This is a genomic window from Austwickia sp. (assembly GCA_016699675.1).
Lineage (GTDB): Bacteria > Actinomycetota > Actinomycetes > Actinomycetales > Dermatophilaceae > Austwickia.
In genome coordinates this window covers 2,015,490-2,041,341 of the sequence record CP064985.1, presented here as the reverse complement: position 1 = coordinate 2,041,341, position 25,852 = coordinate 2,015,490, and the positions used below count along the sequence as shown (strand labels likewise).

The window sequence follows — 25,852 nt, the reverse complement described above, 5'->3', positions numbered from 1 at the left end:
TAGCCTCGCGACATGACGCAGCCCGCTTTCCCCTCCCCCGACTACCACCGCGGCCGCCGCGCGCTCGTCACCGGCGCGGCCAGCGGCATCGGACTGGCCTGCGCGGAGAAGTTCGCCGCGCTCGGCGCGCAGGTCATCGCGGTCGACCTCAACGCCGAGGGCCTGGCCGCCCTCGCCGAACGCGTCGACGGGATCGTGCCCACCCCGTGCGACCTGTCCGACCTCGCCGGCCTCGCCGACGCCCTCCCGCACGACGTGGACATCATCGTCAACAACGCCGGCATCCAGCAGGTCGCCCCGATCGAGGAGTTCCCGCTGGAGAAGTTCGAGCTGATCATGAAGGTGATGCTGCACGCGCCGTTCTACATCGTTCGGCAGTCCCTGCCGCACATGTACGAGCGTGGCTGGGGTCGCGTGGTCAACCTCTCGTCCGCGCACGGCCTGTCCGCGAGCCCGTTCAAGAGCGCGTACGTCACCGCCAAGCACGGCCTCGAGGGCATGAGCAAGGTCATCGCCCTGGAGGGTGCGCCACACGGGGTCACCTCCAACACCGTGAACCCCGCCTACGTCCGGACGGCGTTGGTGGAGAAGCAGATCGCCGACCAGGCCAAGACCCACGGCATTCCCGAGGACGAGGTCGTGCAGAAGATCATGCTCGACCGGGTCTTCGTCAAGCGCCTCATCGAGCCCGAGGAGGTCGCCGACCTGGTCGCCTTCCTCACCGGCCCGGCCAGCGCGTCGATGACCGGCTGCAGCTACCCGATCGAGGGCGGCTGGACGGCGTACTGAGCACCGGCCGGCGGCCGCGCACCGCGCCCCCAGCGTGCGGCGCGGTCAGGGCGCCCGGGTTCCTCGGCAGCGTGTCCCGCCACGGGTCGGCCGCCTCGACGGCCGCGGCGAGGGCCAGCAGCGTCTCCTCCTCACCGAGCCGGGCGCCGAGCATCACGCCGTACGGCAGCTCCACCGCGTCGTTCGCGGAGCGCTCGCGGTGCAGCGGCAGCGAGATCGCCGGCCGGCCCGTGAGGTTGTAGGTGCTGGTCCAGGGCGTGAACGCGCACTGCGCATCGAAGTCGGCGGCCGGGTCGGCGTCGTCGCGCAGCGACCCGACCGGCGCCGGCGGCTGCGCCAGGGTCGGAGTGAGGATGACGTCGACATCGTCCCAGGCGGCCGCAGTCTCGCGGGCGAGCTGCTGGGTGGCGGCGAGCGCGGCGGCGTACTCCGCGCCCGTCACCGCCCGTCCCCGCTCCCGCAGCCAGCGGGTCAGCGGCGTCAGGAGCGGCTCCGCCTCCGGCGGGAGCGGGATGGACAACGCCAGCACCGACCACACCGCGGCGAACGCCTCCCAGCGCGCCGCCGGGAAGGGCCGCGGGGCCGGTTGCACCTGGTGGCCGAGCCCGCGCAGGACCGCGATGGCGCGCTCCACCGCATTCAGCGGGCCGGGCGCGACCTCGCAGTCCGCGATGATCGGCTCGGTCAGGACGCCGATCCGCAGCGCGCCGGTCGGGCGGTCGCAGGCATCGAGGTACGTCGTGCGCGGCGGCGGCAACCGGTACACGTCGCCCGGCCAGCCCTGCGCCAGCACGTCGAGGCCGATGGCGGTGTCGCGCACCGTGCGGGTGAGCACCCCGTGCGAGGCCAGGCCGGGGCCGTCGATGCCGAGCGGCCCCGGGCTGATCCGCCCGCGGGACGCCTTCAGCCCGACCAGGCCGCAGGCCGCGGCGGGGATTCGGATCGAGCCGCCGCCGTCGCTGCCGTGCGCGATGGACACGAGCCCGGCCGCGACGGCCGCGGCGGCGCCCCCGGACGACCCGCCCGCCGAGCGGCCCACGTCCCACGGCGTCCGGGCCGGCGGGGCGACGTCCGACTCGGTGTAGCAAGGAAATCCGAACTCCGGCGTGGCGGTCTTGCCGACGACGATGGCCCCGGCGTCGCGGAGCCGCCGCACCACCCCGTCGTCGGCGTCGGCCACGTTGCCGAGCATGGCGCGCGAGCCCGCGACGTACGGCATTCCGGCCACCGCATTGAGGTCCTTGATCGGGCAGGGCACGCCCAGCAGCGGGGGCGGCTGGGGGCCGGCGCCGCCGCTCGCGGCCGCGGCATCCAGCACGGTGTCGGCCGCCGCCGCCTCGCGTAGGGCCTGCTCCGCGGCGACGGCCACGAAGGCCCCCACCCGCGTCGAGTCCCGCTCGATCCGCCCCAGGGTGGCCTCGGTGACGGCGACCGCGGTGGTACGTCGGGAGCGCAGGGCCGCCGCGAGCTCCAGCGCCGTCGCGCCGGCGAGGTCGTCGGGAACGGCGGGAGCTGCAGTGCTGGGCAACTTCCCGGAGGCAAAGGGGCCGGCCATGGCCCGATCCTCGCAGAGGGGGCCATGGCCGGCGGGCCGCGGCGGGTCAGCGCGTGTGCACGACCCCGCGGGTGTGCACGACGCGCGTGTGTACGACGGAGCGGGCGTGGGTGTGGACGACGCGGGTGTGGACGACGGCGCGGCCCATGGAACCGGCAACGGCGTGAACGACGCTCATGGGGGATCCCTCCTGGGGTGACGCTGCTGACTTAACGCTCGCGGGAAGGGCACTACTGCGGAGCGACGACCGCCTGGCGCCAGCGGGGAGGGGTCGGGGCGAGACGAGGCGCGGTGCGATGGCGCGCTTGGCGTCTCTACCCCGGGACCGAGGAGCTGGTAGTCGTCCTTCGCGAACGGTGACGGGGAGGCCCGTCTCCTTCCTCTACGGTAGCCGCGCCACGATCCTTAGGACAACTAATTGCTTTAGATCAGTATTTCGGGGGACGCTCAGTCCTCCGGCTGATCCGGCAGCTCCGCCGGGATGACGCCGGCCTTGCGGGCGGCGGCGACCAGCTCGCGGACCTGGGTGAGGCTGCCGCATCCGGCGTCGAGCAGCTCGCCCCGCGCGGCCAGCCACGCCGCGCCGATGTCGCGACGCCGCTTCTCCGGCACCTCGCGTAGCGCCGGGCCGAGGATCGTCACCTCCTCCTCCGCGAGGTGGTGGTTGATGTACGCCGAGAGCTTCTCCAGCGCATCCTCGAACTTCTTCGTGGTCAGGCCCTTGCACTCCATGAGCTCCAGCAGCGCGGCCAGACCCTCGGCGTGCTCCTCGTGGCCGTGCTCGACCTCCTCCTGTCCGACGTCGTCGGCGGAGGCCTGCAGACGCCCGTACACCGCCCGCTCCTCACCCTCGGAGTGGGCGACGAGGGTCGCGGCGAACGCGGCGCGGGCGGCCTCCCGGTCGCAGACGCCCAGGCGGAGATCGCGCAGGAGCGCCTCCATCCAGCGGTGGTCGTCGAGGATGAGCGTGACGATGTCGCCCGAGGTGGGCCGGGGGATCGAGAAGTCGGACATGCTGGACACTCTACGCGGCGAGAGCCCGCCGAGGAGATACTCCCGAGAGGAGCCATCCCCCTCCGCCGATGGCGCGGGGAGACCCCCACGAGCGGCGTTGTCATAAGCGACGTCGCGCGGCAGCGACCCCGGACAAATACAAGGACCGTTGTCCTACACGGCTAGGCTCTCCTACCCTCAGCCCGTGGAGCCCACCCCGGGAGGCGGTAGCCTCCACACCCGCAGCGCCGGGCCGCGCTCGGGGCCGCTCGGTCCCGCGACGCCGGCTCGCCTGGCGGACCCCGCGGACCCCGCCTCCGCCTCGACCCACCTGGATCCGCGCGAGGCGCGCCCGGACCAGCGCCGCCCGCGGCCCTCGACGTACGACGCCCCGCCCGCGACGCCGACCCCCGCCGGCGGCGACGCGCAAGCACCCTGGCCGCTGCGCCGCAACCGACCGTACTGGCTGTTCTGGACCGGCGAGACCATCAGCGTGTTCGGCACCGAGGTCACCTCCCTGCTCATCAGCCTGCTGGCGGTGGTGGTGCTCGACGCCTCGCCGGTGTGGGTCGGGATCATCAACGCGGCACTGTGGCTGCCGTGGGTGCTGATCGGCCTGCCCACGGGCGCCTGGGTGGACCAACGCGCGCCCCGCTCGGTGATGGTGGCCAGCGACCTCGCGGCGGCCGCGGCCCTGCTGAGCATCCCGATCACCTGGTCGCTGGACATGTTGACCACGCTGCAGCTCGCGGTGGTGACCTTCGCCGTCGGCACCACCAACGTCTTCTTCCGGTCGGCCTATCCCAAGCTGCTCGCCACCCTGGTGCGCCGGGAGGACCTGCCGCCCGCGAACTCGTACCTGACCGGCAGCGAGTCCGTCGCCCAGGTCGGCGGGCCGTCCATCGGGGGCGCTCTCGCCGGGCTCTTCGCTCCGGCGGTCGCCGTGCTGGTGGACGCGGCGTCGTACGTCGTATCGGCCGCCTGCCTGCTGTTCATCAACGAACGGGAGAAGGACCGGGTGGCTCCCCCACCGACCACGGTCTCCCTGCGCGAGCGGATCGCGACGGGCTGGCGGTTCACGTTCGCCGACCGTTACCTGCGCTATTTCACGATCCAGGGCGCGCTGAGCAACACCGGGCTGACGGGATTCCAGGCCCTGCTGGTGCTGGTCCTCGTGCGCGAACTGGGCCTGTCCGGACCGCAGGTGGGCCTCGCGATCGCCGTTCAGGGCGTCGGCAGCCTGATCGGCGCGATGATCGCCCCCAGCGTGGGCCGCCGCTTCGGGTCGGCCCACGGCACCGTGTTCCTCTTCTGCGGCGTCGGGGTGGGCGCGCTGTTGCTGCCCTGGGGCGCGCCGGGGTGGCGGTCCGGCGTGATGCTGGCCGGTATGTTCCTCATCGGGGTCGGCGTGGTCTGCGCCAACGTCCTGCGCGGGGCGTGGCGGCAGTCGTACGTGCCGCTGAGCCTGATGGCCCGCACCAGCACCGCGACCCAGACCGTCAACTACTCGCTCATGCCGATCGCGGCCGTCCTCGCCGGCTGGCTCGCCCAGGAATTCGGTCTCATTCCGGCCGTGGGGGTCATGGCCGCCATCGTGGCGTTCGTCTCCTTCACGGTCCTCGTCTCACCGCTGCGCGGCCTGCGGGATATGCCCGGCTCGCCGAGCGAGGCGGCGCTGTCCGCCGCCAACGTGCCGCCTCCCGCCTGGCAGGACATGCGCTGAACCGCTGGTCGTGGTCGCCGGTCGGACAGACCTGCGCGCACGTCCCGACGGCGCTACCGTGGCCTTCAACCGCGGAAGTTACCAGCGAGTTGAGCCAGGGGTCCGGATGGAACTGATGACGAGCACGGAGCGCATCTTCCTACGCCTGGAGCGCGACGGGTTTCCGATCGATGTCGTGGGCGTGACCGTCATCGAGGCCGGCGAACTCGGCCCCGTGCCCTTCGAGATGGTGCAGGCGACGATGGCGCGCACCGTGGAGGCCGCGCCCTACCTGCGCCGGCGTGTGTCCGCCGCGCCGCTCGGCATCGGTGAGGACCACTGGATCTCGCAGCCCTCCATCGACCTCGACGCGCACGTGCACCGCACGACGTGCCCGGCGCCGGGGGACGATCAGGCGCTGATGAACCACGTCCTGGACCTGACCAAGGACCCCCTCGACCGGCGCAAGCCGCTCTGGGAGACCTGGTACATCGAGGGGCTCGCCGGCGGGCGCACCGCCCTCATCATGCGCGGGCATCACGCCCTCACCGACGGCATGGGCTTCATGAAGCTCTACCAGTCGCTGTTCGATGCCGATCCGCACGCCGAGCCGCCGGTGTTGCCGCTGGAGAGCGCCGACGTGACCGAGCCCGGCGACGCCGCGGGGGCGACCGCCAGCGGAGCCACGGGCGCCACCGCCGCCCCGACTCCCCCGGGCGAACGGGAGCCCAGCGCGCTGGTGCGGGCCGTCGCGGAGGTGCCCGAGCGCATGATCGTCAACGCGTTCACGGGGCTGCGGATCGCCCGCGCGGTGGCCTCGACCGCCCCGGAGGTCGCCTCCCGGGTGAGCAAGGGCATCGCGCGCCGGCTCGGCGGGGAGGCCGGTCAACGCCGAGAGAGCGCCCTACCGCGGCTCCCTCGCCTGCCCAGGTTCATCCCCTCGTTCACCTCGCATCCGCCGGTCACCCGCTTCAACCAGCACGTCAGCGACACCACCAAGAGCATGTCGGTCCTCTCGCTGCCGCTGGCCGAGGTGGAGGCCGCGCGGGCGGCGCACCCCGGCGCGACGGTCAACGACGTGATCCTCACCGTGCTCGCCGGGGCGCTGCGCAGCTACCTCGAGCCGTACGGCGAGGTCCCCGACAAGCCCCTCGTCACGACCTGCCCCGTCAACGTCCGGCGCAACCCCGGCCGGGAGACGTCGTCCACCTCGGGCAATGCCTTCACCGCCATCTGGATCGAGCTGCCGGTGCACCTCGACGACCCGGTCGAGCGGCTCGCGTTCGTGCACGCCGGCTCCTCGCGGGCCAAGAGCGGGCTCTCGCAGTCCAGGGCGTCGTGGGACCTGCTCTCCGACGTCGGCGACCTGATGCTGCCGAGCCTGGTCTCGGCGGCCATGGAGTTCGCCGGGTCGAAGCCGTTCCAATGGTTCCCGCCGACGCTGAACCTGTCCACGTCGACGCTGCGGGGCTCGGACCAGCCGCTCTATCTGTGCGGCCGCAAGGTGGAGCACATCTACGCGCGCACCATCATCTGCCCGCCGGTGCACCTGTTCGTCCACGCCATCACCTACGACGGCAAGGTCGACATGGGGGTGCTGTCGGTGCGGCAGATCGTGCCCGACCCGCAGCGGCTGACCGACGGGATGCGCGCCGAGCTGGACCTTCTGCTGGCCCTGGGCGCGCGGCGGCCGGTGGACGCCACCGGTTGAGCGACTCCGCGCCGTAAAGTCGGGACATGAATCTTGAGAAGGTCGTCTTCTCGTTCGTCGTCCTGCTCGCGGCGACGCTGAACTTCGGCTTCTTCATCGGGGATCTCGGGGACCCCGAGATGCACAGCCCCTGGGAGCTGTACGCCGCCGTGGTCGTCAACGTCATCGCGCTCATCCTGAAGTTCGGGGACCGCACCCAGGTCGGGGCGTTCCACCTGGCGACGTCCTTGGTCGCGGTGCTGCAACTCGCGGCGGCGGCCGGCTTCCTCATGTACTGGCAGACGCAGGGCGACCTCCCCCGTCAACACATGTCCACGATCGTCTCGTTGTCCGGCGGGGCCTTCCTGGCCAACGTCGTGTCGCTGATCCTGCTGCTGATCGAGACCGTGTCGGCGACGCGGCGCTGACCAGCCCCCATGGCCAACCCCCTGCTGTTGTTCCTGGCGCGGTCCGCGGAGCGGCGCCGGGTCGCGGTGCGGCGCCGCGCGGTGGCCGTGCCGCAGGAGGTGCCGACGACCGACGCGATCTTCCTGGCGCTGCGCCGGATCCGGGTGCCCCTCATCGTGCTCATCCTGATCTTCAGCATCGCCGTCCTGGGGTTGGTCCTCATCCCGGGCCGGGACGCCGACGGGGCGCCCACCCATCTGTCCGTCCTCGACGCCTTCTACTTCATCTCCTACACCGCGACCACGATCGGCTTCGGCGAGATCGTGCCGTTCACCCCCGCCCAGCGGATGTGGGTCACGTTCTCGATCTACCTCACCGTCATCGGGTGGGCCTACACGATCGGCACCTCGCTGTCGCTGCTCCAGGACGAGGCCTTCCGTGAGGCGCTGGGCACCCAGCGATTTCAGCGCCGGGTGCGCCGGCTGCGCGAGGGCTTCGTGATCGTCGCGGGCTACGGCCGGACGGGTCAGCTGGTGGCCCGCGAGCTCGACCAGGCCGGCCGCCGCGTCGTCGTCGTCGACCGGGATCGGGGCCGCATCGACCGGCTCGCCGCGGAGGCGCTGTATGCCGACGTCCCCGCGCTCGAAGCCGACGCCGCGCTGCCCGGGGTCCTGGGCATCGCCGGCCTCGGCAGCCCGCACTGCGCCGCCGTGCTGGCCTTGACCAACCACGACGACACCAACCTCGCGGTGGTGCTGGCGACGACCCTGCTGCGCCCCGACGTGCCCGTGATCGCGCGCTGCCACGACCGGCTGGCGGAGGACCACATGCGGGACTTCGGCGCGGCGGCGGTGATCAACCCCGCGGACCGCTTCGGTGGCTACCTGGTGCTCGCGCTGCAGCGGCCCGCGACGTACCGGCTGGTGACCTGGCTCATGGCGGGCGAGGACGCGCCCCTCCCCGAGCTTCCCGACGGGCTGGCGACCGGCCGATGGGTGGTGGCCGCGGGCGATCACTTCGCCGAGGAGGTCGCCAGCGACCTACGGTCCGCCGGCATGGCGGTGGACGTGGTGGACCCGCGCGCCACGCATCCGGACGTCACCGGCGCCGCGGGCTTCATCGCGGGATCCGAGGTGGACACCCTCAACATCGCCCTGGCTGAGCATGCCCGGCAGAGTGACCCGGAGGTCTTCGTCGCGGTGCGCCAGGCGACCGATGCGCACCGCTCGCTGGTGGAAGCGCTGGACATCGACTCGGTGTATACGCCCACCGATCTCGTCGCGAACGAGGCGCTGGCCCGGGTGGTCACGCCGCTGCTCTGGGGACTCGTCGAACACGCGCTGGGCGCGGAGAACGACTGGTCGGACGACATGCTCACCCGGCTGACCGATCGTTGCGGACCTACCGGGCCGCACCTGGTGGTGACGACCTTGGATCGAAGGTCGCCCGCCGCCCTCCGGTGGCTAGCGCACTCCCCGTTGACCCTGGGCGATCTGCTGCGCGATCCCGACGATCGGGACGCGCCGCTGGGCGTCGTGCCGCTGTTGTGGGAACGCGACGGTGAGCCGACCTACGCGCCCGGCGATGATGTCGCCCTGCAGCCGGGGGATCGGATCCTGTTCGCCGGCCGCCGGGACGACCTCGACCGGCTGCGGCAGACGCTGGATTACGAGTCGGTGGTGGAGTACGTCGTGTCGGGGCGGCGCCTGCCCGACGGCTACGTGTGGCGCCGCCTGGCCCGGGCCCGCAGCCGGACCGAGCAGCTGGAACGCGCGCGACGACGCTGACCCGGCGCGGGGTGGGTCATCCTCAAGTTCACCTGAGGTCGAATTAGACTCGGCCCATGCCGCGCCGGATGACCGCCCATGACCTGCTGCCCATCGGGGCCGTCGCCGAACGATCAGGCATCTCCGTGCCGACGCTGCGGTTTTACGAGGACTCGGGGTTGCTCACCGCGGAGCGCACGGCGGGCAACCAGCGCCGCTATCCCCGGCACGTGCTGCGACGCCTGGCCTACATCAAGGCGGCCCAGCGGTTCGGCCTGTCGCTGGCGGAGATTCGCGCGGCGCTCGACGCGCTCCCGCACGACGAGCCGCCTTCGAAGAAGGACTGGAAGCGGCTCTCGCAGTCGTGGCACGACGTGCTGCAGGCCCGCATCGACGAGCTGGTGGCGCTGCGCGACACGACGAATCAGTGCATCGCGTGCGGCTGCCTGTCCACCAAGAACTGCCCCATCTACAACCCCGAGGATGTCCGGGCCGACGAGGGTCCGGGCGCGCGCCGGTGGCCCGGCGCCTGAGGCGCCCACCCGGCTCAAGGCTCCGCCCCGGTGCGGACCCGATCCGGGAATCCCCTCGTCGCGCAAGAGATCCCGCCCCGGGTGGAGGCACTGTGGAGCCGGCCGCGTACGCTCGGGACCGTGGCGACCTTGCCCAGCACCCGCACGACGATCACGACGGAGGACGGCGCCCGGCTCGCCGTCCGGCAGCAGGGTGACCCCGGCGCGGACCCCTTGCTCCTCATCGCCGGGCAGTCGCTGTCGGGGGCGGCCTGGGATCCGGCCGTCGAGACGTTCGCGCGTCGGCACCTGGTGATCACCTACGACCATCGCGGCACGGGCGACTCCGACCTGATCTTTCCCGAGCAGGCGGGGGCGTGGTCCACGCGGCACGCCGCTCGGGACGCGGCGGCCGTGCTCGCCGGTGTCGGCGTGGCACGGGCCCACGTCTACGGCCATTCCATGGGTGGGCGCATCGCCCAGTGGCTCGCGGCGGACTCCCCGCAGCTGGTCGCGGCGTTGGTGCTCGGTGGGACGACCGGCGGCGATGCGCACGGCGCCCCCCGGCGGGACGAGGTGTCCGCTGTCCTGGCCGAGGGCGACCCCGCGGCGCTGGGGCCGCTGTTCTTCCGGTCGTCGTGGCTGGCCGAGCACCCGGACGACGCGCAGGTGCCCGCGCGGACCAGCTCCCCGGTGGCCCGCCGCGCCCACTTCGCGGCCAGCCAGTCGCACGACGCGTGGGCCGTGCTCGGCGACATCGCCGCCCCCACGCTCGTCGTGCACGCCCTCGACGACGAGATCTGCCCGGCCGAGAACGCGCGGCTGCTCGTGGCCGCGATCCCGGGCGCCGAGCTGCACCTGCTCGACAACGGCCGGCACGTCTACTACGCCGGCGGCGTCGAGGCCAACGAGGCCGTGCTCTCGTTCCTACGCCATCACCCGGTGCGCCAGGGCGTGGCCGGCCTGCCCTAGTCAGACCGTGACGACCTGCCACCCCGCGGCGCGCAGCGCATCGAGGGCGGCCGGGTCGGCACCGGAGTCGGTGATCAGCCCATCGACGGATTCCAGCGGGCAGATCCGGGCGAACGAGTGCCGCCGGAGCTTGCTGGAGTCGGCGACGACGTACGCCGTACGGGCCGCCTCCACGAAGGCGTTGTTCACGGCGGCCTCGGCGTCGTCGTGCGTGAAGATGCCCGCGGCGAGATCGATGGCGGACACCCCGAGGTACACCACGTCGATGTTGATCCGCGGCAGCACCAACTCGGACAGCGGCCCGGTGAGCTCGTAGGACTTCGGCCGAACCACGCCCCCGGTGACCAGCACCCGGGTCTGCGGCCGGACGGCGAGGTCGTTGGCGATGTTGACGGCGTTCGTCACGACGGTGAGCACGGCTTCGTCGGTGGGGTGCTCGGCGGAGAACCGCACGCCCACCTGGTAGGCGGCCATCGTGGTCGTCGTGCCCCCGTTGAACGCGACGACCTCGCCGGGACGGACGCGCGCGGCGACGGCGTCGGCGATGCGCGACTTGGCGGCGCCCTCGCGCGCGGACCGGTAGCGCATCGGCATGTCCCCGCTGGTCGAGTTGGCCACCGCTCCGCCGCGGGTGCGCCGGATGAGCTGCTGGCCGGCCAACTCGTCCAGGTCGCGACGCGCCGTGGCCTGCGAGATCCCGAGCTCGGCGACCGCCTCATCGACGTGCAGGCTGCCCCGCTCGGTGACGAGCTCGGCCAGTCGCGCGAGCCGGACCTGCTTGTTCATGGCCTCCTCCTGCGAATCGTTCGGCGCGTACCAGCGAGTCAGCGCCCCGCCGGCGTGTCCTCCGGCGCGCGCATGGGCAGCTCGGGTTCGGGGCCGCGGGGGATGCCCGCCGCCCGATACACCGCCGCCTCGTCGAGGGTCTCGTGCAGCAGCAGCTCGGCCACGATGGCCTCGAGTTGGCCGCGGTGCTCGGTGAGCTGCCGCTTCGCCTGCCGGTAGCACTCCTCCACGATCCGCCGAACCTCCGCGTCGGCCCGCCCCAGCATCTCCTCGGAGAAGCCGGCCGCGCGGACGTCGCCGTCGCTGGGATAGATCTGGACCGGCCCGACCGCGTCGGACATGCCCCACCGGCCGACCATCTGCCGCGCGATCGCGGTCGAGGTCTCCAGGTCGGACTCGGCGCCGGTGGTGATCACGTCGAAGATGACCTCCTCGGCGGCCATCCCACCCAGCGCCCCGATGACCCGCCCGCGCAGGTAGGCCTCGTCGTAGCCGTAGCGGTCGGTGTCCGGCGTCGACAGGGTCACGCCGAGCGCGCGGCCGCGGGGGATGATCGACACCTTCCGCACGGGGTCGGCTCCCGGTTGCAGCATCCCGAGGAGGGCGTGGCCCGCCTCGTGGTACGCCGTGCGCCGGCGCTCCTCCTCCGGCATCACCACCGCCCGCGCCGCCCCGAGCTGGATCTTCTCCAGCGCGGCGAAGAAGCCGGCCTGGTGGACCCGGTCCTGGCCGTCCCGCGCGGCGGCGATCGCCGCCTCGTTGACGAGGTTGGCCAGGTCGGCGCCGGTCATGCCGGGGGTCGACTTGGCGACCGCGTCGAGGTCCACGTCGGTCGCGAGCGGCACCTTGCGGGTGTGCACGCGCAGGATCTGCGCGCGTCCGACGGCGTCCGGCGCGTTGACCGTGATGGTCCGGTCGAACCGGCCCGGGCGCAGCAGCGCGGGGTCCAGGATGTCGGCCCGGTTGGTGGCGGCGAGCACCACGACGCCCTCGGCGCCGGTGAAGCCGTCCATCTCGGTGAGGATCTGGTTGAGCGTCTGCTCGCGTTCGTCGTTGCCGCCCATGGCGCGGCTTCCCGACCGGGCCCGGCCGATCGTGTCGATCTCGTCGATGAAGATGATGGCGGGGGCGACCTTGCGGGCCTCCTCGAAGAGCTGCCGGACCCGCTGGGCGCCGACGCCGACGATCATCTCGATGAACTCGCTGGCGCTCGCCGAGAAGAACGGCACCCCGGCCTCGCCGGCGGTGGCCCGGGCCAGCAGGGTCTTCCCGGTGCCGGGGGCGCCCGCGAGCAGCACTCCCTTGGGGGCGCGGGCCCCGAGCGCGGCGTACTTGCCCGGGTTCTTGAGGAAGTCGACGATCTCGGCGACCTCCCCCTCCACCTCGTCGATGCCGGCGACGTCGTCGAAGGTGACCCGCACGCTCTCGGGGTCGACCGGCTTCTTCTTGCCGCCGCCCCCGAGCAGACCGCCGCCCATCATGCGGGAGGCCTGGCGGCGCATGAACCACACGTACGCGCCGATGATGAGGACCCACGGCAGCAGCGAGATCAGCAGGTTCGCGAACAGCCCGCGCTGCTCCACCACGGGGGTCGCGACGACCTTGGTGTCCTGGGACTGCAGCTCGGCCAGCAGGTCGTCGCGGGCGAAGTCCGGGCGCTCGGTGACGAGCTTGGTGTACTTCTCCTCGGCGTGGTCCGGCACCTGCTTGGCCTCGCGCAGGGTGCCCTGGATCGTGTTGCCCTTGGCGTAGATCTCGGCGACATTGCGCGCCGCCACCTGGGCCTTGAACTCGGTGTAGGACACCGGGGTCGGTGACGGGTTCTGGCCGATGTCGAGCAGCCAGAAGACGATGAACACCGCGAGATAGGTGAGCAGCATCGTCCGCAGCAGCTTGAGCCAGTTGGGCGGCATCCGGCCGTCCTTGCCCGACCCCACCTTGTCCTTGTCCGCCTCGCGCAGACCCTCGGTGCGCCAGGGCTGCGGCGTATCGGTCTTCTTCTCGGTCGGCGTGCTGGCCATGGGCGCTCCGAATCGGGGGCGGGGGCTGGGCTGGCGGTACGGCGGGTGCTGCGGCGTGCTGGTCGGTGTGCTGCTCGATGTGCTGGTCATGCCCGCGAATTCCGCGAGGTGCTGCGAAGTTCCGCGAGAGGCAACTCTAGGGACAGCCCGCACCGGCGCGCACGTCAGGCCCGCACCCCGCGGCGGTAGACGGCCCGCAGCGCCAACGGGGTCGCGCGGCCGGTGGCCTCGTCGTACGCCTCCTCAGCGACGGCCAGGACGTCGGCCCGGGCACCCGCGGCGAGCGTTCCGACCCGGTGAAGCGCTCCCAGGCCCGTCACGCGCGCGGGCGTCGCAGTGGCGGCGGTGACGGCGTCCTCCAGCGGTACGCCGGCGGCGGTGGTCACCCAACGCAGCACGTCGAGCATCGTCGCGATGCTGCCCGCGATCGAGGATCCGTCCGCGAGCCGGCACACCTGATCGTCGACGACGATGTCGAGGTCGCCGAGGGTGTACCGCCCCGGCGGCATGCCGCACGCCGAGAGCGCGTCCGTGATCAGCGCGATCGCCTCCGGCCCGACGAGGTCGAACATCATCCGCACTGTGCCCGGATCGAGGTGCACGCCGTCGCCGATGACCTCCAGGACCAGCTCCCCGCGCCCGGCCGCCGCGAGGCAGCCCGCGATCGGCCCGGGGTCGCGGTGGTGCAGCGGCCGCATCCCGTTGAAGACGTGCGTGGCGAGGGCGCGGCCCTGCCTGGCACCCCCCGCGACGACCCGCTCGATCGCCGCCCGCGACTGGGCGTCGGTGGCGTCGGTGTGCCCGACCGCCCCCACGATGCCGTGCCGGGCCAGCTCGCCGGGCAGCGCGTCGGCGCCGGGCCGCTCGGGGGCGAACGTCATCTGCACCAACGCCTCCGGGGCGCCGGCCTCCGCCGCAGCGGCGGCAAGCCGTTCGACCAAGCCCAGGTCCACGTCGGTGAGCGCGGCCGGATTCTGCGCGCCGCGCCGGGCGTAGGACAGGAACGGCCCCTCTAGGTGCACCCCCTCCAGCTCGCCGGCCGCGACGAGCCCCGCGCAGGCGGTGACGCCAGCCGCCAGGGCGTCGGGGAAGTTCGACACCAGCGAGCCGACCAGCGTGGTCGAGCCGTGGGCGCGGTGGTGCGCGGCGGCGCGGCGGCCGGCCGCGGGGTCGGGGCCGTACTCGCCGCCTGCCCCGCCGTGGTGGTGGATGTCCACCAGCCCGGGCAGCAGCAGGACGCCGGGGTCCCAGCCCTCCGGCGCGCGGGCGGCCGCCGCGAGCTCGCGGGGCAGGTCGGCGGCGCGCCCGGCGTACGCGATGAGCTCCCCCGCGAGCACGACGCACCCCGCGACCGTACGTCGTCCGGCGGCGACGATCGTGCCGTCGAGCCGCGCTGGGGCGGAGGGAACCTCGGGGGAAGCAGTCACGACAAGATGATGGACCTGCTCAGGTGGCGTGGCTCGTCAGGGTCCAGACCCCGAGCCGCGGCCAGGGCCAGACAGAGCCGGTGGACGCGCACGAGCTCGGCCATCGGGTCGACGTCGCGGTGCTCGAAGTGGCCGCCGGTGGCGCGGACCTCCTCTGCCAAGCCCTCGGGGACCTCGCCGAGGGCCCAGGTCACCCGGCCGGGGGCGGCGATGCTGATGGGACCGTGCCGGTATTCCATCGCCGGATAGGACTCGGTCCAGAACTGGGCCGACTCCCGCAGTTTGAGCGCGGCCTCCTCGGCCAGGCCGACGGTCCAGCCGCGCCCGAGGAAGGTCACCTGCTGGGCGTCGAGCAGGTCCGCGAGCAGCTCGTCGTCGGCGGCGTCGACGACGGCGGCGGCATCGGCCGCGGCGGCCGCCACCGCGGCGGCGCCCCCGGCGCCCGCAGCGCTCCCCGAGGCACTCCCCACCGAGGCGCGCAGCAGGGCGAGCGTGGTGGTGGCGAACCGGGTCTGCACCACCGACTTCTCGTCGACACGGTCCAGCAGGATCACGTGCTGGGCACGCTCGGCGACCGGGGTGCCCGGGGTCGCGACGATCGCGACGTGCGGGATGCCGGCCGCGACCAGCTCCTCGACGACCTCGATGACCTCGCTGGTCGTCCCGGAGCGGCAGATCACGACCACCCGGTCGTAGCCCCCGGGGCCCCGCAGCAGGTGGTGCTCGCTGGCCGGGAAGGCGTCGGTCCACCCGTCGCCGGCGGCTTGCCGCAGCTCGGCGTACGCGCGGGCCATGAACACCGACGTGCCGCACCCGACCGCCGCCACGCGCTCTCCCGCGGCGGGCAGCAGGTCGGCGACCTCGGCAGCCCGTTGCGCGGCCCAGCGCCAGTCGTCGGGTTGGGTGCGCAGTTCCCGGGCCAGATGGGACTCCGCTGGGGACTTCGGGGGGGTCTCCAGGTGGGACTCCCCGTGGGAATCGGTGCTGCTCATCGCGACCTTCTTCCGTGCCCGCTTCGTCATGCCCGCGGCGCGAGGCGCGCACGCCCGTCCATCGTAACGCTTGATTTTGATCGGCTGTTGCCGGTTTCGTGCAACACCATGCAGGTGCCGGATCGCCGATCCCCTGGCCGCGACGAGTCGAAACGCCCCGCATGGCAGGCGACAGACCGGCCGGTGGTCGGCACGATGGAGGGATCGATCCAGAAGAGCGGGAAAAGGCTGTGGAGCGGAAAGGGCTGACAGCCCGCCCCGCCGGGAAGTATCGTAAGACGATCGAATCCTGGGGATATCGATCAGGATCACTCAAGCCGCAGGAGGCATCGTGAAGAAGCGACTGTCCATCGTCGCCGCCGGCACACTCGTCCTGGCCCTTGCCGCCTGTGGCGGCGGAACCGGCGCCGGAGGAGCCGGCGGAGGGAGCGCCTCGGGCTCGGGTTCCGGTTCCGGCGACGCGAACAAGGCCACCAAGATCAAGCTGGTCGCCGCCGAATACTCCAAGGACAACACCAAGGCGTTGTGGGACGCGTTCGCGAAGACGTACAAGGAGAAGTACGGCTACGACCTGGAGGTCCAGGTCGTCTCCTGGGACAACATCGACCAGCAGTCCTCGACGATGGTCCAGACCGGCCAGACCCCGGACATCCTCAACCTCAACGCCTACGCGAGCTACGCCAAGGACAACCTGCTCTACAACGCCGACGAGGTGCTGCCCGCAGCCGCCAAGTCGGACATCCTCGACGCCTTCGTGAAGTCGGGCACCTACAACGGCAAGATGTATGGCTTCCCGGACCTGTCCAGCGCCCGGGCGTTCTTCTACAACAAGACGCTCTTCTCGCAGGCGGGCATCGCGGCGCCGCCGAAGACCTGGGACGAATTCGTCGCCGCCGCCAAGAAGATCCAGGCTCTGGGCTCCGGGAACATCGGCTACGCGCTGCCGCTCGGCCCCGAGGAGGCGCAGGGCGAGTTCTCGATCTGGGCGTTCAACAACGGCGGGGACTGGAAGAAGGACGGCCAGTGGACGATCAACTCGCCGCAGAACGTCGAGACCCTCGCCTTCCTCAAGAAGCTCGCCGTCACGGACAAGGTCACCCAGAACAACCCCGGCAAGACCAACCGGGCGGACGCGTTCGACCTGTTCAAGTCCGGTAAGGCCGGCATGGTGGTGGGCTTCAGCCCGCTCGCCGCGGCGCTCGACAAGGACGCGAAGGTGCAGTACGGCGTGGCCCCGATGCCGACCAAGGACGGCGGGGCGGCCCAGACGTTCGGCGTCACCGACTACCTGATGGCCTTCAAGAAGAACAATGGCGCCAACCAGGACGCGGTGAAGAAGTTCTACGAGCTCTATTACCAGAAGGACCAGGTCAACACCTTCATCAAGAAGGAGGGCTTCCTGCCCGTGACTAAGTCCGGCATCGAGGCGTTCAAGGACGACGCCAAGCTCAAGGTCTACCTCGACACCCTGCCGAACATCCACCTCACCCCGACCGACGACCCCACCTGGGACAAGGTCAAGCTCGCCGTGCAGCAGAACCTGGGCGCGGCCGTCGCCGAGAACGGGGACCCCAAGGCGGTGCTCGACAAGCTCCAGCAGCAGGCCCAGGCCGGCAAGTGACCCGAGCCACGCGGAGCAGGGCGACGAACCAGCAACCCTGGTTCGTCGCCCTGCTGTGGTGCGGTCCGGCGCTGGCCCTGATCCTCGGCGTCGTGCTGTTCCCCGCGATCAAGCTGGTCGAGGCGTCGCTGGGGCGGTACTCCATCACGGGGTTGCGACTCGGCGACGCCGGCGGCGCGAACTACGCCAACCTGCTGGCGCATCCCGACCTGCCCGGCGTCCTGACTAACACGCTGGTCTGGGTCGTCGCGGTGGTGTTGCTGACCATTCTGATTTCGCTGGCGCTGGCGCAATTCCTCATCAAGGAATTCCGCGGCCGATCCCTGGTGCGCTGGGCGCTCATCGTGCCGTGGGCGGCGTCGCTGGTCATCACGTCGCAGCTGTTCGTGCTGATGTACGACTACAACTACGGCATGATCAACCACCTGCTGATGAGCCTGCACCTCATCAGCAGCCCCATTGATTTCCTGGGCAACGACAGCCTGACCATGGCGTCGATGGTGGCCGTCGGGGTGTTCGTGTCGATCCCCTTCACGACGTACACGTTCATCGCCGGCCTCAACGCGATTCCCGGCGACGTCTTCGAGGCGGCCCGCATCGACGGCGCTTCGCCGTGGCAGACCTGGCGGCGGATCACGCTGCCGCTGATGCGGCCGGCGCTGATGATCGCGAGCGTGCTCAACATCATCTACGTCTTCAATTCGTTCCCGATCATCTACACGCTGAACGACCGCAACCCCGGGTTCGGACACGACACGGCGATCACGTTCATGTACAAGCTCGCGTTCAAATCCCAAGAGAAGGACGTGGGCATGTCGGCGGCCGCCGGGGTCTTCAATCTCGTGCTGATTCTGCTGGTGGTCGTCGTCTATATGAAGCTCATCGACTGGCGGAAGGCGACGGAATCATGAGTACGGCGAGCGCGGTGGGCGCCCCAGGGGCCAGCGGTACGCGCCCCACGACGTACCCGCGTCGCCGCAAGACCGGCTATGCCGCGGCCCGGCCCTGGGTGTTGTCGCTGGCGGGGATCGTGGTGGCGCTGGCGTTCCTCGCGCCGTACGTCGTGATGCTGCTCGACACCTTCCGCACGAGCACCGACGTCAAGCGCACGCCACCCTCATTCTTTCCGCAGGAATGGCAGTGGGACACCTACGCGCAGGTGCTCGGGGACGGGCGATTCCTCAATTGGCTGACGACGAGCCTGGTCGTGGCGTTCGCGTCCACGGTCATCGTGCTCGCCGTGTCGGTGCCGGCCGCCTATTTCACGGCGCGATTCCGGTTCCCGGGTCGGGGCGCGTTCCTGTTTCTCGTGCTGGTCACCCAGATGTTCTCGCCCACGGCGCTGGTGGTCGGCATTTATCGCGAGTTCTTCGAGCTCAACATGATCAACACCTACGGCGCGCTGATCATCACCAATGCCGCGTTCAACCTGGCGTTCGCCGTGTGGATCCTGCACGGCTTCTTCTCGGCGATTCCCGCCGAGGTGGAGGAGGCCGCGCGGCTGGACGGGTGCGGCCGGGTGGCGACGCTGATGCGCGTCATGCTGCCGCTGACGCTGCCCGGGGCGGTGACCGCGACGATCTTCACGTTCATCGCGGCGTGGAACGAGTACGTCGTGGCGCTGACGCTGATGATCGACGACTCGAAGAAGCCGCTGACCGTGGGGATGCGCGCCTATGTCACCGGCTACGTGCAGCACTGGGACCAGTTCTTCGCCGCGGCGGTGATCGCCATCGTCCCGGTCGTCATCCTGTTCGCGCTGATCGAACGGCACCTGGTCAGCGGCATGACCGCCGGCGCCGTCAAGTAGGAACCGTCTACTCGGGTCGGGGCGTGCCCGGCTCCCTCGTGCGGTCATGCGAGGTCATGTCGGATAGGCGCTCAGGTGGCTGCCGTGGCCGTCCGCGAGCGCGTACGGGTGCCCATCGATAGCGGCGACGAACAGCGTCTGCGGGGTGGCGGGAGCCGTGCGTTCCAGGGCCGCAGCGTCGATCGCGGGGTCGATCCCCCTGCCCTCGAACCCGATCCGCCGCCAGGGCCGGCCGGCGAACACGGCCAGCGCCTGGTGGCGTTGCTGGTCGGTGAGGTAGGCCAGGGTCGCGGAATGGGTGACGACGAGGGTGGCGTCGGCGGGGGCCTCGGCGGCCAGCGTGGGGAGGTCGTGCAGGAGGTCACCCCGCCGCAGTTCCAGGTGGTGGGCGGCGGCGACGCCCGCCGCGATGGTCAACCGGCGGCGCCGGTCGTCCTGCTCGGGCCAGACCAACGCCTCGAGCCAGGCCAGGTCGGCCGGATTCGTCACGTCGAGGGGGTTGAGGTCCAACCGGCCCGCCACACGAGGTCGGGCATCGCGGTGGGTGGGGTCAGCCCGTCGTGGAGGGCGATCGGGATCGTGAGGGGGCTGGCGCCGTCCACCGGGTCCAGGCGGGTGCCGTCGCTGAAGGCGTACGAGTAGCGGTCGGGGATCAAGCAGAGCCCGGCCGCGGCGCCGACCTCGAGCAACGCGATCGGTCCGTCGATCTGCTGAAGGCCGATGAGCAGGGCGGCGCAGCGGGCAGCCTCGTTCGTCTGGGTCGAGCGGGCCTGGATCGTGGCGCTCACCTCGGGCCACCGGCTGGTGAGAATCTCCCGCAGCGACGCGGCTTCGCCCGGCGTCGCGCCGTGCACGCGGGCCGCGGCGAACACGAGGTTCGGTTGCTGCTTGCCGACCGGCAGCTCACCGATGCGGGCGAGCAGGTCGGGGTCGTGCGCGACGGCGTGGGCCCAGGCGTGGAAGGTCGGCGAGATCCCGGCGGCCTGCTGGTCGGCGAAGGCGCGGTAGCGCTCGGCGATCGGGCTGACATTCGGCATGACTCCAGAATCGGACCACGCCACGCGTCCGGCGAAAAGACGGCGAGCGCGTACGGGCGTTGCTGGTCGCCGCGCCGGCATGCGGCGTCCCGGCCTGCCGCTGCCCGCGGGGCCGCTTCACCCCCCGGTGGACAGCTGTCAGGACACGTTCCCCGTCGTGACCACGACCAGAACCATGTCCTGACACCTGCCCACACCGAACCAACCGGCCCGCCCGAACCCGGGAACGACCATCAGCGCCGCCCGAGCCCCCAGCCGTCGAACCGGAGTTGGGGTGGTCGCCGCGGTGAGGTAGGCCAGGGTCGCTGAATGCGTGACGACGAGGTGGCGTCGGCGGGGCCGGGAGGGCCGATTCGTCACGCTGGACCGGTCGATCCCGTTGCGGGCAGTGCCCTCCGCGGCTCCCCGGCACCTGACTTGCCTCTGACTCGTGTCCCTCAGCCCCGGCCGGACGTGGCCCAGGCTGGGCGGATGAGCTCGATCGCGGCCACCACATCGGATGCCAGGTCGCGGGTGGCTCCGTCGGCGTACCACCGCTCCAGCGCCCGGAACAACGCCGCCATCAGCGCGGCGGCGACCACCTCGTAGTCCTTGAGCGACCGACCCGACCGGTCCCCCGCGTGCATCAACGGGGCCAGCCGGGTGGCGAACTCGTCGAGGAACACGAAGCCCTCCGCCCGCACCGACGGGGTTTCGTGCCAGACCCGAATCCGGCGCAGCGAGAGGGCGTCGGCCACGAAGTGGGTCCCCTGCAGCAGGCCCATCGCCGTCCCCAAGGCCGTCCACGGATCGTGCTCGACGAACAGGCGCTCCGCGACGGCGAAGACCAGGTCGTCGTACTCGTCGTGCAAGACGAGGCGTTCCTTGGTGCCGAAGTATCGGTAGATCGAGCTGGGCGAGACCTCGGCGTGCTCGGCGATGTGCTCGATCGTGACGGCCGCGAACCCGTGCTCCTCGAACTGCTCGACCGCGACCTCCTGGATCCGCCGCATCGCCGCGGCCTTCTTGCGGGCGCGCAGGCCCATCCGAGGGGATCCGGGCAGCGCCTCGGCGAGCAGGTCGGCGAGGGCGGGGGCGAGCGGCTCGGACATCGCGGCAACCTCGGAACTTGATCTGATAGTGACTTCCAGAATAACGGCCTCTCGGCGTACAGTCGCTGTCATGCGAAAGTCACTGTCAGTTTTGGAACGCGGCGACGCACCCGTCGTCGCCGCCCGCGGGCTCGTCAAGCGCTACGGGCGCACGACGGCACTGGATGGCCTTGATCTGGAGGTGGCGGCAGGCGAGGTGCACGGCTTCCTCGGCCCCAACGGCGCCGGGAAGTCGACCACGATCCGCGCGCTCCTCGGCCAGATCCGCCTGGACGGCGGCGAACTCACCGTGTTCGGCGATGACCCGCGGAGCGACGCCGTACGCATTCACGACCGGCTGGCGTACGTCCCCGGGGACACCGCGCTGTGGCCGCAACTGACCGGCGGCGAATGCCTCGACCTGCTCGGCCGGTTGGGCGGCCACCAGGACCGGCGCCGCCGGGACGAGCTGGTGCAGCGGTTCGAGTTGGACCCCACCAAGCGGACCCGCAGCTACTCCAAGGGCAACCGACAGAAAGTCGCGCTGGTGGCCGCGCTGGCCGCCGACGTCGAGCTGCTGGTCCTCGACGAACCGACGTCGGGCCTCGACCCGCTCATGGAGGCGGAGTTCCAGGGCGCGGTGCGCGAGGCCGCGCAGGCCGGCCGCACCGTCCTGCTCAGCAGCCACATCCTCGATGAGGTCGAGGCGCTGTGCGACCGCGTCACCATCATCCGCGCCGGGGCCACGGTGTCCACCGGCACCCTGGACGAGCTGCGCCGCAACACCCGCAGCACCATCGAGACGGTTACCGCGGACCCGCTGCCCGCGGATCTTGTCGAGGCGACCGGCGTCACGGACGCGCACGGTACGCCGCACCCACGCGGCACCAAGACGACCTTGGTGGTGCTTCCGGAGGCCCTCGCCCGGGTCACCGCCGCGGTCGCCGCGCGGGAACCGTTGGCGCTCACGGTCCGGCCGCCGTCGCTGGACGAGCTGTTCCTGGAGCACTATCGCGCCGATCCCCGGACCGATCCCCCCGCCGATTCCCCGCAGGATGGTCGACGTCAGCGCCAGGCACGCCCTCGGGTGCCGGTCCGATGAGCCGGGCCTTTGCCGGTACGGCGACGCTACTCGGCGCCCAGCTCCGCGCCGGCGCCGCAGCCCTCATCACGTGGGCGCTCCTGATGGCGGGGCTGGTCACCGCCACCGCGTGGAGCATCGCCGCTCTATACGCCACCCCCGAGCAGCGCGCGGCGTACGCGGCCACTGCCGGCGTCTCCCCGGCGACGGCCGCCCTCAACGGCCGCGGCTACGAGCTGACCGAGCTCGGCGGGATCACGGCGTACGAGGTCGGCTTTCTGGGGTTGATCGCCTTCCCGGTCATCGCCATCCACCTGGCCATTCGGCTGACCCGGCACGAGGAGGACGAGGGCCGCATCGAGCTGGTCACCGCCGCTCGTGTCGGGCGACTGGCCCCACTGGCCGCGGCCGGCCTCACGCTGGCGACCACGCTGGCCGGCTTCGTGGTGGCCACCGCCCTCGGGTTACTCACGGCCGGATTGCCCGCGACCGGGAGCTGGCGCTACGCCCTCGGGCTCGGGCTGTTCGCCGCCGCGAGCGCCGCGGCGGGCCTGGTCGCCGCCGAGATCAGCCGGGACGCGCGGACGGCGTACGGCGTCGGCCTCTTCCTCGTGCTCGTCTCCTTCGTCCGCCGCGCCATCGTCGACGGACGCGGGCTCGACCCGTCGTGGTCGGGCCCGGCGGGTCAGCTCGCGGAGATCCGGCCGTGGGGACCGACCGACTGGCACCCCATGGCGACCTTCGGCGTCGCCGCGCTGCTCGGCTGGGGACTGGCCGCGCTGGTGCGGTGGCGGCGGGACCTTGCCGGGGGCCTGCTGGCGCCGCGGCCGGGACCGGCGTACGGCGCAGCGCGACTCGGCACCCCCGCGGGTCTGAGCTGGCGCTTCCTGCGCGCGCCGCTGCTGGGCTGGCTGCTCGGCACCGCCGCCTGGGCGGCCTGCCTCGGCGCGCTGGGAGGCCAGATGAGCGACATCGTCCGGGCCAACCCGAGCATGCAGGCGGCGTTCGCGGTGGATCGGCCCGAGGACCTCGTGACCGCCCTCGCGGTGCTGCTGGGCGGCCTGGGTGCAGCGTGCTTCGTGGTGGCCGCGATGACCCGCTGGGCGCGAGAGGAGACCAGCGGAAGGCTGGGCCTGCTGCTGGCGAGCGGTACGTCGCGACCGCGGCTGTGGTTGACGTGGGTGGCCGTCGCTGCTCTGGGGGCGGCGTCGATCCTGCTGGCCTCGGCGGCGGCGCTCGGCGTGAGTACGGCGCTGGCCACCGGGGAACCGGCCAACATCGGCACCGCGCTCGGCGCGGGCGCGGCGCTCGTGCCGCCGGTCCTCTTCATCGGGGCGGCGGCGGGCGCGGTGCACGCGCTCGCCCCGCGCGCCACGGCGGCCACCTGGCTGCTGGTCGGCTGGGCCATGGTCGTCGGGCTGCTCGCCGAAACGCTGCGGCTGCCGGACTGGGCCCGGTACCTGTCGCCGCTGTACGCCGCGGGCCGGGTGCCCATCGACGACCCCCATCACTCGGCGCTGGTCCTGCTCACCGGACTGACGATCGCGATGGTGGCCGCCGCCGTGCTCCGGTTCCGCGCCCGAGACCTGCTCGCCGGCTGAGCACCCCGGGAGGCCCTCGGACGCGGCGTACGAGTCCGGCGACCCCGGTGACGAGATCAGGCGACCGCTCACGACCTGCGCGAAGGGTGCCATGGCACCCAAAGCGCGGGTCACGAACGGTCACCGCCGGAAGCGTCCGGGAACGTCGGGCGGGGTGAGCACCCCCACAACGGAGGCCCTGGCCGCGCCGGGACGGCGGGGAGAGGATGGAGTCGACCGGTACGACACAACGCGGGGCCGGGCGCCGAACCCGGCCGAGCGCAAGGGAAGGCGGGGATCGGCATGGGCGACGAGTCGCCACGCGTGGCGGGTCGAGTGCTGGTGGGTAGTGACGGATCGGAGCCCGCCCTCGCGGCGGCCCGCTGGGCCGCGGACTGGGCTCGACTCCATGACCTGGGCCTCACCCTGGTGGCCGTGGTCCCGCCGATGCCAGTGCCGGCCCGGCCGACCGCCGTCATGCCGCTCCCGCAGGCCGCCGACTTCACGGACCGGGTGGCCGAGGCGGCCCGAGCCCACCTGAGCGATTCGGTGGCCGCCACCCACGCGTACGCCCCCGGCGTGGACGTCACGTCCGCCCTCGTCACGGGCCATCCCGCCGCGACGCTGGCGGAGCTCTCCCGCGAGGCGGGGCTGACCGTCCTGGGCGCGACCGGCGCGTCCGGGCTGCGCCGGGCCCTGCTCGGCGGGACGGTCTCGGCGGTCCTGCATCACGCCCAGGGCAACGTCGCCGTCGTTCCCGCCGCGGGGGGCGACCCGGCCGGGGCGGTGCTCGTCGGTCTCGACATCGACGCCCACGCCCCGGACGTGGCCCAGGCGGCGATCGCCGCCGCCCAGGCGCTCGACCGCCCGCTGCTCGCGGTCCAGGCCTGGGACCTCGTCCCGTACTACGCCAAGGACGGCACCGCTGTGCTCATGCGCGACGAGGCGGACATCGCCGCCGCCGCCCGCGAGTCGCTCGACGAGCTCACGGCGCCGGCGGCTGCTGCCGGGGTGACCGTCGAACGCGTGGTCCGTTTCGGCCGCGCCCAGGACGTGCTCGCCGACCTCGCGCCGGCGGCCTGCCTGCTGGTGGTGGGCAGCCGCGGGTACGGCGGGTTCACCGGCCTCCTCCTCGGATCGGTGAGCCGCGCCCTGACCACGCACCCGCAGACCCCCACGCTCGTCGTCCGGATGTAACGGCCCGGACCGGGTCGCTGCCGGGGTGGCACGATGGGCCCGTGAAGGTCGTCAACCACCACTCGGGCTGCTGCGGCTTCTACCCCGTCCGCCCGGACGGCGGCCAGTGGCCCCACGTGCTCGGCCTGCCCGGGGGCGCCTCGGTTCACGCGGACAGCCCCGGCGAGATTCTCGCCGAGCTGATCCCCGGGTACGCGGGCCTGCCGGACGACGCCGCACGGCGTACCGCTCGAGAACGGCACGCCATCGATGTCGGAACCCGCCACCAGCAGGCTCGCATCGACGCGGCCGTCGCGGACGGGGCGGTCGAGGCCGACGACCCGGCCGACGCCGACCTCATCGCCCTGCTGCGGGAGATCGCCTGCCGCCCCGTCGCCCTGGCGATCGCCGACGACGCGAGCGCGCCGGCCGGGGCGGGGCCGGGGATGGGTCGCGGGCCGCGCTGGGAGGGCGCGATCCGGCTGGTGTGCGTGCGTACGGCGTACGCGCCGTACGGCGAGCTGCCGCCCCCGCAGGGGAACGTCGACTGGATCGACCCCGTCGACGAGGAGGGCTATCTGGTGAGCCTGCGGCGGGCGGGGGCGCTCGACTACTGGTCCGAGGCGGTCTACGCGGACTGACCCCCGCCACGCGGGCCCGGTGCTTCCGGGTCACGCCGCGCTCGCGACCGGCCCAGGTTGTGCAGCCTGCGGCTTGTCACGGAAAAGCGCCCCGATCGAAGGATGACCATCAGGGCCACCACGAAGACCGCCACGAACACGAGGGTGAACGCCGCGTAGGCCAGGGCCAGTCCAGTGAGCACCCCTCGATGCTAGCTGCCGCAAGCGACCGCCGTACCATGCG

21 protein-coding genes and 1 pseudogene are annotated in these 25,852 nt (G+C 72.2%); 14 read left to right on the top strand and 8 right to left on the bottom strand.

Annotated features, from left to right (window positions below; all coding sequences use genetic code 11):
* Positions 1-12 precede the first annotated feature (12 nt).
* Positions 13-789, top strand: a complete 777-nt coding sequence (locus tag IPK37_09295; GenBank protein QQS02472.1) for a 3-hydroxybutyrate dehydrogenase — start codon at positions 13-15, stop codon at positions 787-789.
* Here the strand turns inward: IPK37_09295 and IPK37_09290 are convergent.
* Together IPK37_09290 and IPK37_09285 are read right to left on the bottom strand one after the other, a co-directional pair.
* On the bottom strand, positions 719-2,344 hold the full coding sequence (locus IPK37_09290) for an amidase (protein ID QQS02471.1): 1,626 nt from the start codon (positions 2,342-2,344) through the stop codon (positions 719-721). The two genes, IPK37_09295 and IPK37_09290, sit on opposite strands and share 71 nt — an antisense overlap.
* Before the next feature lie 447 nt (positions 2,345-2,791).
* Entirely contained in the window at positions 2,792-3,358 is a 567-nt protein-coding gene (locus IPK37_09285) for a hemerythrin domain-containing protein (protein QQS02470.1), read from the bottom strand.
* 184 nt (positions 3,359-3,542) lie between these two features.
* Here IPK37_09285 and IPK37_09280 point away from each other — a divergent pair, with 184 nt between their 5' ends.
* The 6 genes from IPK37_09280 to IPK37_09255 all read left to right on the top strand — a co-directional run bounded on the left by IPK37_09280 (position 3,543) and on the right by IPK37_09255 (position 10,387).
* Positions 3,543-5,060: an MFS transporter gene (locus IPK37_09280; GenBank protein ID QQS02469.1), complete on the top strand. Its 1,518-nt coding sequence runs from the start codon at positions 3,543-3,545 to the stop codon at positions 5,058-5,060.
* Between the two features lie 106 nt (positions 5,061-5,166).
* Entirely contained in the window at positions 5,167-6,750 is a 1,584-nt protein-coding gene (locus IPK37_09275; GenBank protein QQS02468.1) for a wax ester/triacylglycerol synthase family O-acyltransferase, read from the top strand.
* A gap of 26 nt (positions 6,751-6,776) precedes the next feature.
* Positions 6,777-7,157 (top strand): hypothetical protein, encoded by a 381-nt coding sequence (locus tag IPK37_09270; protein QQS02467.1) that lies wholly within the window; start codon positions 6,777-6,779, stop codon positions 7,155-7,157.
* 9 nt (positions 7,158-7,166) lie between these two features.
* Complete coding sequence (locus IPK37_09265; protein ID QQS02466.1) at positions 7,167-8,924, top strand: NAD-binding protein; 1,758 nt, start codon at positions 7,167-7,169, stop codon at positions 8,922-8,924.
* A gap of 56 nt (positions 8,925-8,980) precedes the next feature.
* A complete protein-coding gene (gene soxR / locus IPK37_09260) occupies positions 8,981-9,436 on the top strand; it encodes a redox-sensitive transcriptional activator SoxR (GenBank protein QQS02465.1) in 456 nt (151 codons plus the stop codon).
* Between the two features lie 120 nt (positions 9,437-9,556).
* Positions 9,557-10,387 carry an alpha/beta fold hydrolase gene (locus IPK37_09255; protein QQS02464.1) on the top strand — a complete coding sequence of 277 codons (831 nt, stop codon included), beginning with the start codon at positions 9,557-9,559 and terminating at the stop codon, positions 10,385-10,387.
* Here the strand turns inward: IPK37_09255 and IPK37_09250 are convergent, their stop codons facing one another.
* The 4 genes from IPK37_09250 to IPK37_09235 all read right to left on the bottom strand — a co-directional run bounded on the left by IPK37_09250 (position 10,388) and on the right by IPK37_09235 (position 15,613).
* Positions 10,388-11,173, bottom strand: coding sequence for a DeoR/GlpR transcriptional regulator (locus tag IPK37_09250; protein QQS02463.1), 786 nt, complete (start codon positions 11,171-11,173; stop codon positions 10,388-10,390).
* 38 nt (positions 11,174-11,211) lie between these two features.
* Positions 11,212-13,194 carry an ATP-dependent zinc metalloprotease FtsH gene (gene ftsH, locus IPK37_09245; protein QQS02462.1) on the bottom strand — a complete coding sequence of 661 codons (1,983 nt, stop codon included), beginning with the start codon at positions 13,192-13,194 and terminating at the stop codon, positions 11,212-11,214.
* Between the two features lie 164 nt (positions 13,195-13,358).
* Entirely contained in the window at positions 13,359-14,621 is a 1,263-nt protein-coding gene (locus tag IPK37_09240; protein QQS02461.1) for an amidohydrolase family protein, read from the bottom strand.
* A complete protein-coding gene (locus IPK37_09235) occupies positions 14,618-15,613 on the bottom strand; it encodes an SIS domain-containing protein (protein ID QQS02460.1) in 996 nt (331 codons plus the stop codon). The genes IPK37_09240 and IPK37_09235 overlap by 4 nt, the downstream gene beginning before the upstream one ends.
* A gap of 331 nt (positions 15,614-15,944) precedes the next feature.
* Between IPK37_09235 and IPK37_09230 the strand changes: the two genes are divergently transcribed.
* Genes IPK37_09230 through IPK37_09220 form a run of 3 tightly spaced genes read left to right on the top strand, consistent with a single transcriptional unit; the run spans position 15,945 to position 19,044 of the window.
* Positions 15,945-17,234 (top strand): extracellular solute-binding protein, encoded by a 1,290-nt coding sequence (locus IPK37_09230; protein QQS02459.1) that lies wholly within the window; start codon positions 15,945-15,947, stop codon positions 17,232-17,234.
* Positions 17,231-18,145 (top strand): sugar ABC transporter permease, encoded by a 915-nt coding sequence (locus tag IPK37_09225; GenBank protein ID QQS02458.1) that lies wholly within the window; start codon positions 17,231-17,233, stop codon positions 18,143-18,145. The genes IPK37_09230 and IPK37_09225 overlap by 4 nt, the downstream gene beginning before the upstream one ends.
* The gene (locus tag IPK37_09220; GenBank protein QQS02457.1) at positions 18,142-19,044 is read left to right on the top strand and encodes a carbohydrate ABC transporter permease; all 903 of its coding nucleotides are present in this window, start codon (positions 18,142-18,144) and stop codon (positions 19,042-19,044) included. Before IPK37_09225 ends, IPK37_09220 begins: the two co-directional genes overlap by 4 nt.
* A 54-nt stretch (positions 19,045-19,098) precedes the next feature.
* On the opposite strand, the pseudogene IPK37_09215 reads toward IPK37_09220, so the two are convergent.
* Both IPK37_09215 and IPK37_09210 read right to left on the bottom strand, forming a co-directional pair.
* Positions 19,099-20,081: pseudogene (locus tag IPK37_09215) on the bottom strand (DUF2332 domain-containing protein).
* Between the two features lie 437 nt (positions 20,082-20,518).
* Positions 20,519-21,172, bottom strand: a complete 654-nt coding sequence (locus IPK37_09210; protein QQS02456.1) for a TetR/AcrR family transcriptional regulator — start codon at positions 21,170-21,172, stop codon at positions 20,519-20,521.
* A gap of 70 nt (positions 21,173-21,242) precedes the next feature.
* Between IPK37_09210 and IPK37_09205 the strand changes: the two genes are divergently transcribed.
* The 4 genes from IPK37_09205 to IPK37_09190 all read left to right on the top strand — a co-directional run bounded on the left by IPK37_09205 (position 21,243) and on the right by IPK37_09190 (position 25,629).
* Positions 21,243-22,253: an ABC transporter ATP-binding protein gene (locus IPK37_09205; GenBank protein QQS02455.1), complete on the top strand. Its 1,011-nt coding sequence runs from the start codon at positions 21,243-21,245 to the stop codon at positions 22,251-22,253.
* Positions 22,250-23,833 carry an ABC transporter gene (locus IPK37_09200; GenBank protein QQS02454.1) on the top strand — a complete coding sequence of 528 codons (1,584 nt, stop codon included), beginning with the start codon at positions 22,250-22,252 and terminating at the stop codon, positions 23,831-23,833. Before IPK37_09205 ends, IPK37_09200 begins: the two co-directional genes overlap by 4 nt.
* Before the next feature lie 282 nt (positions 23,834-24,115).
* On the top strand, positions 24,116-25,009 hold the full coding sequence (locus IPK37_09195; GenBank protein ID QQS02453.1) for a universal stress protein: 894 nt from the start codon (positions 24,116-24,118) through the stop codon (positions 25,007-25,009).
* Positions 25,010-25,050: 41 nt separating this feature from the next.
* Positions 25,051-25,629 (top strand): hypothetical protein, encoded by a 579-nt coding sequence (locus IPK37_09190; GenBank protein QQS02452.1) that lies wholly within the window; start codon positions 25,051-25,053, stop codon positions 25,627-25,629.
* The last annotated feature ends 223 nt before the right edge of the window (positions 25,630-25,852 follow it).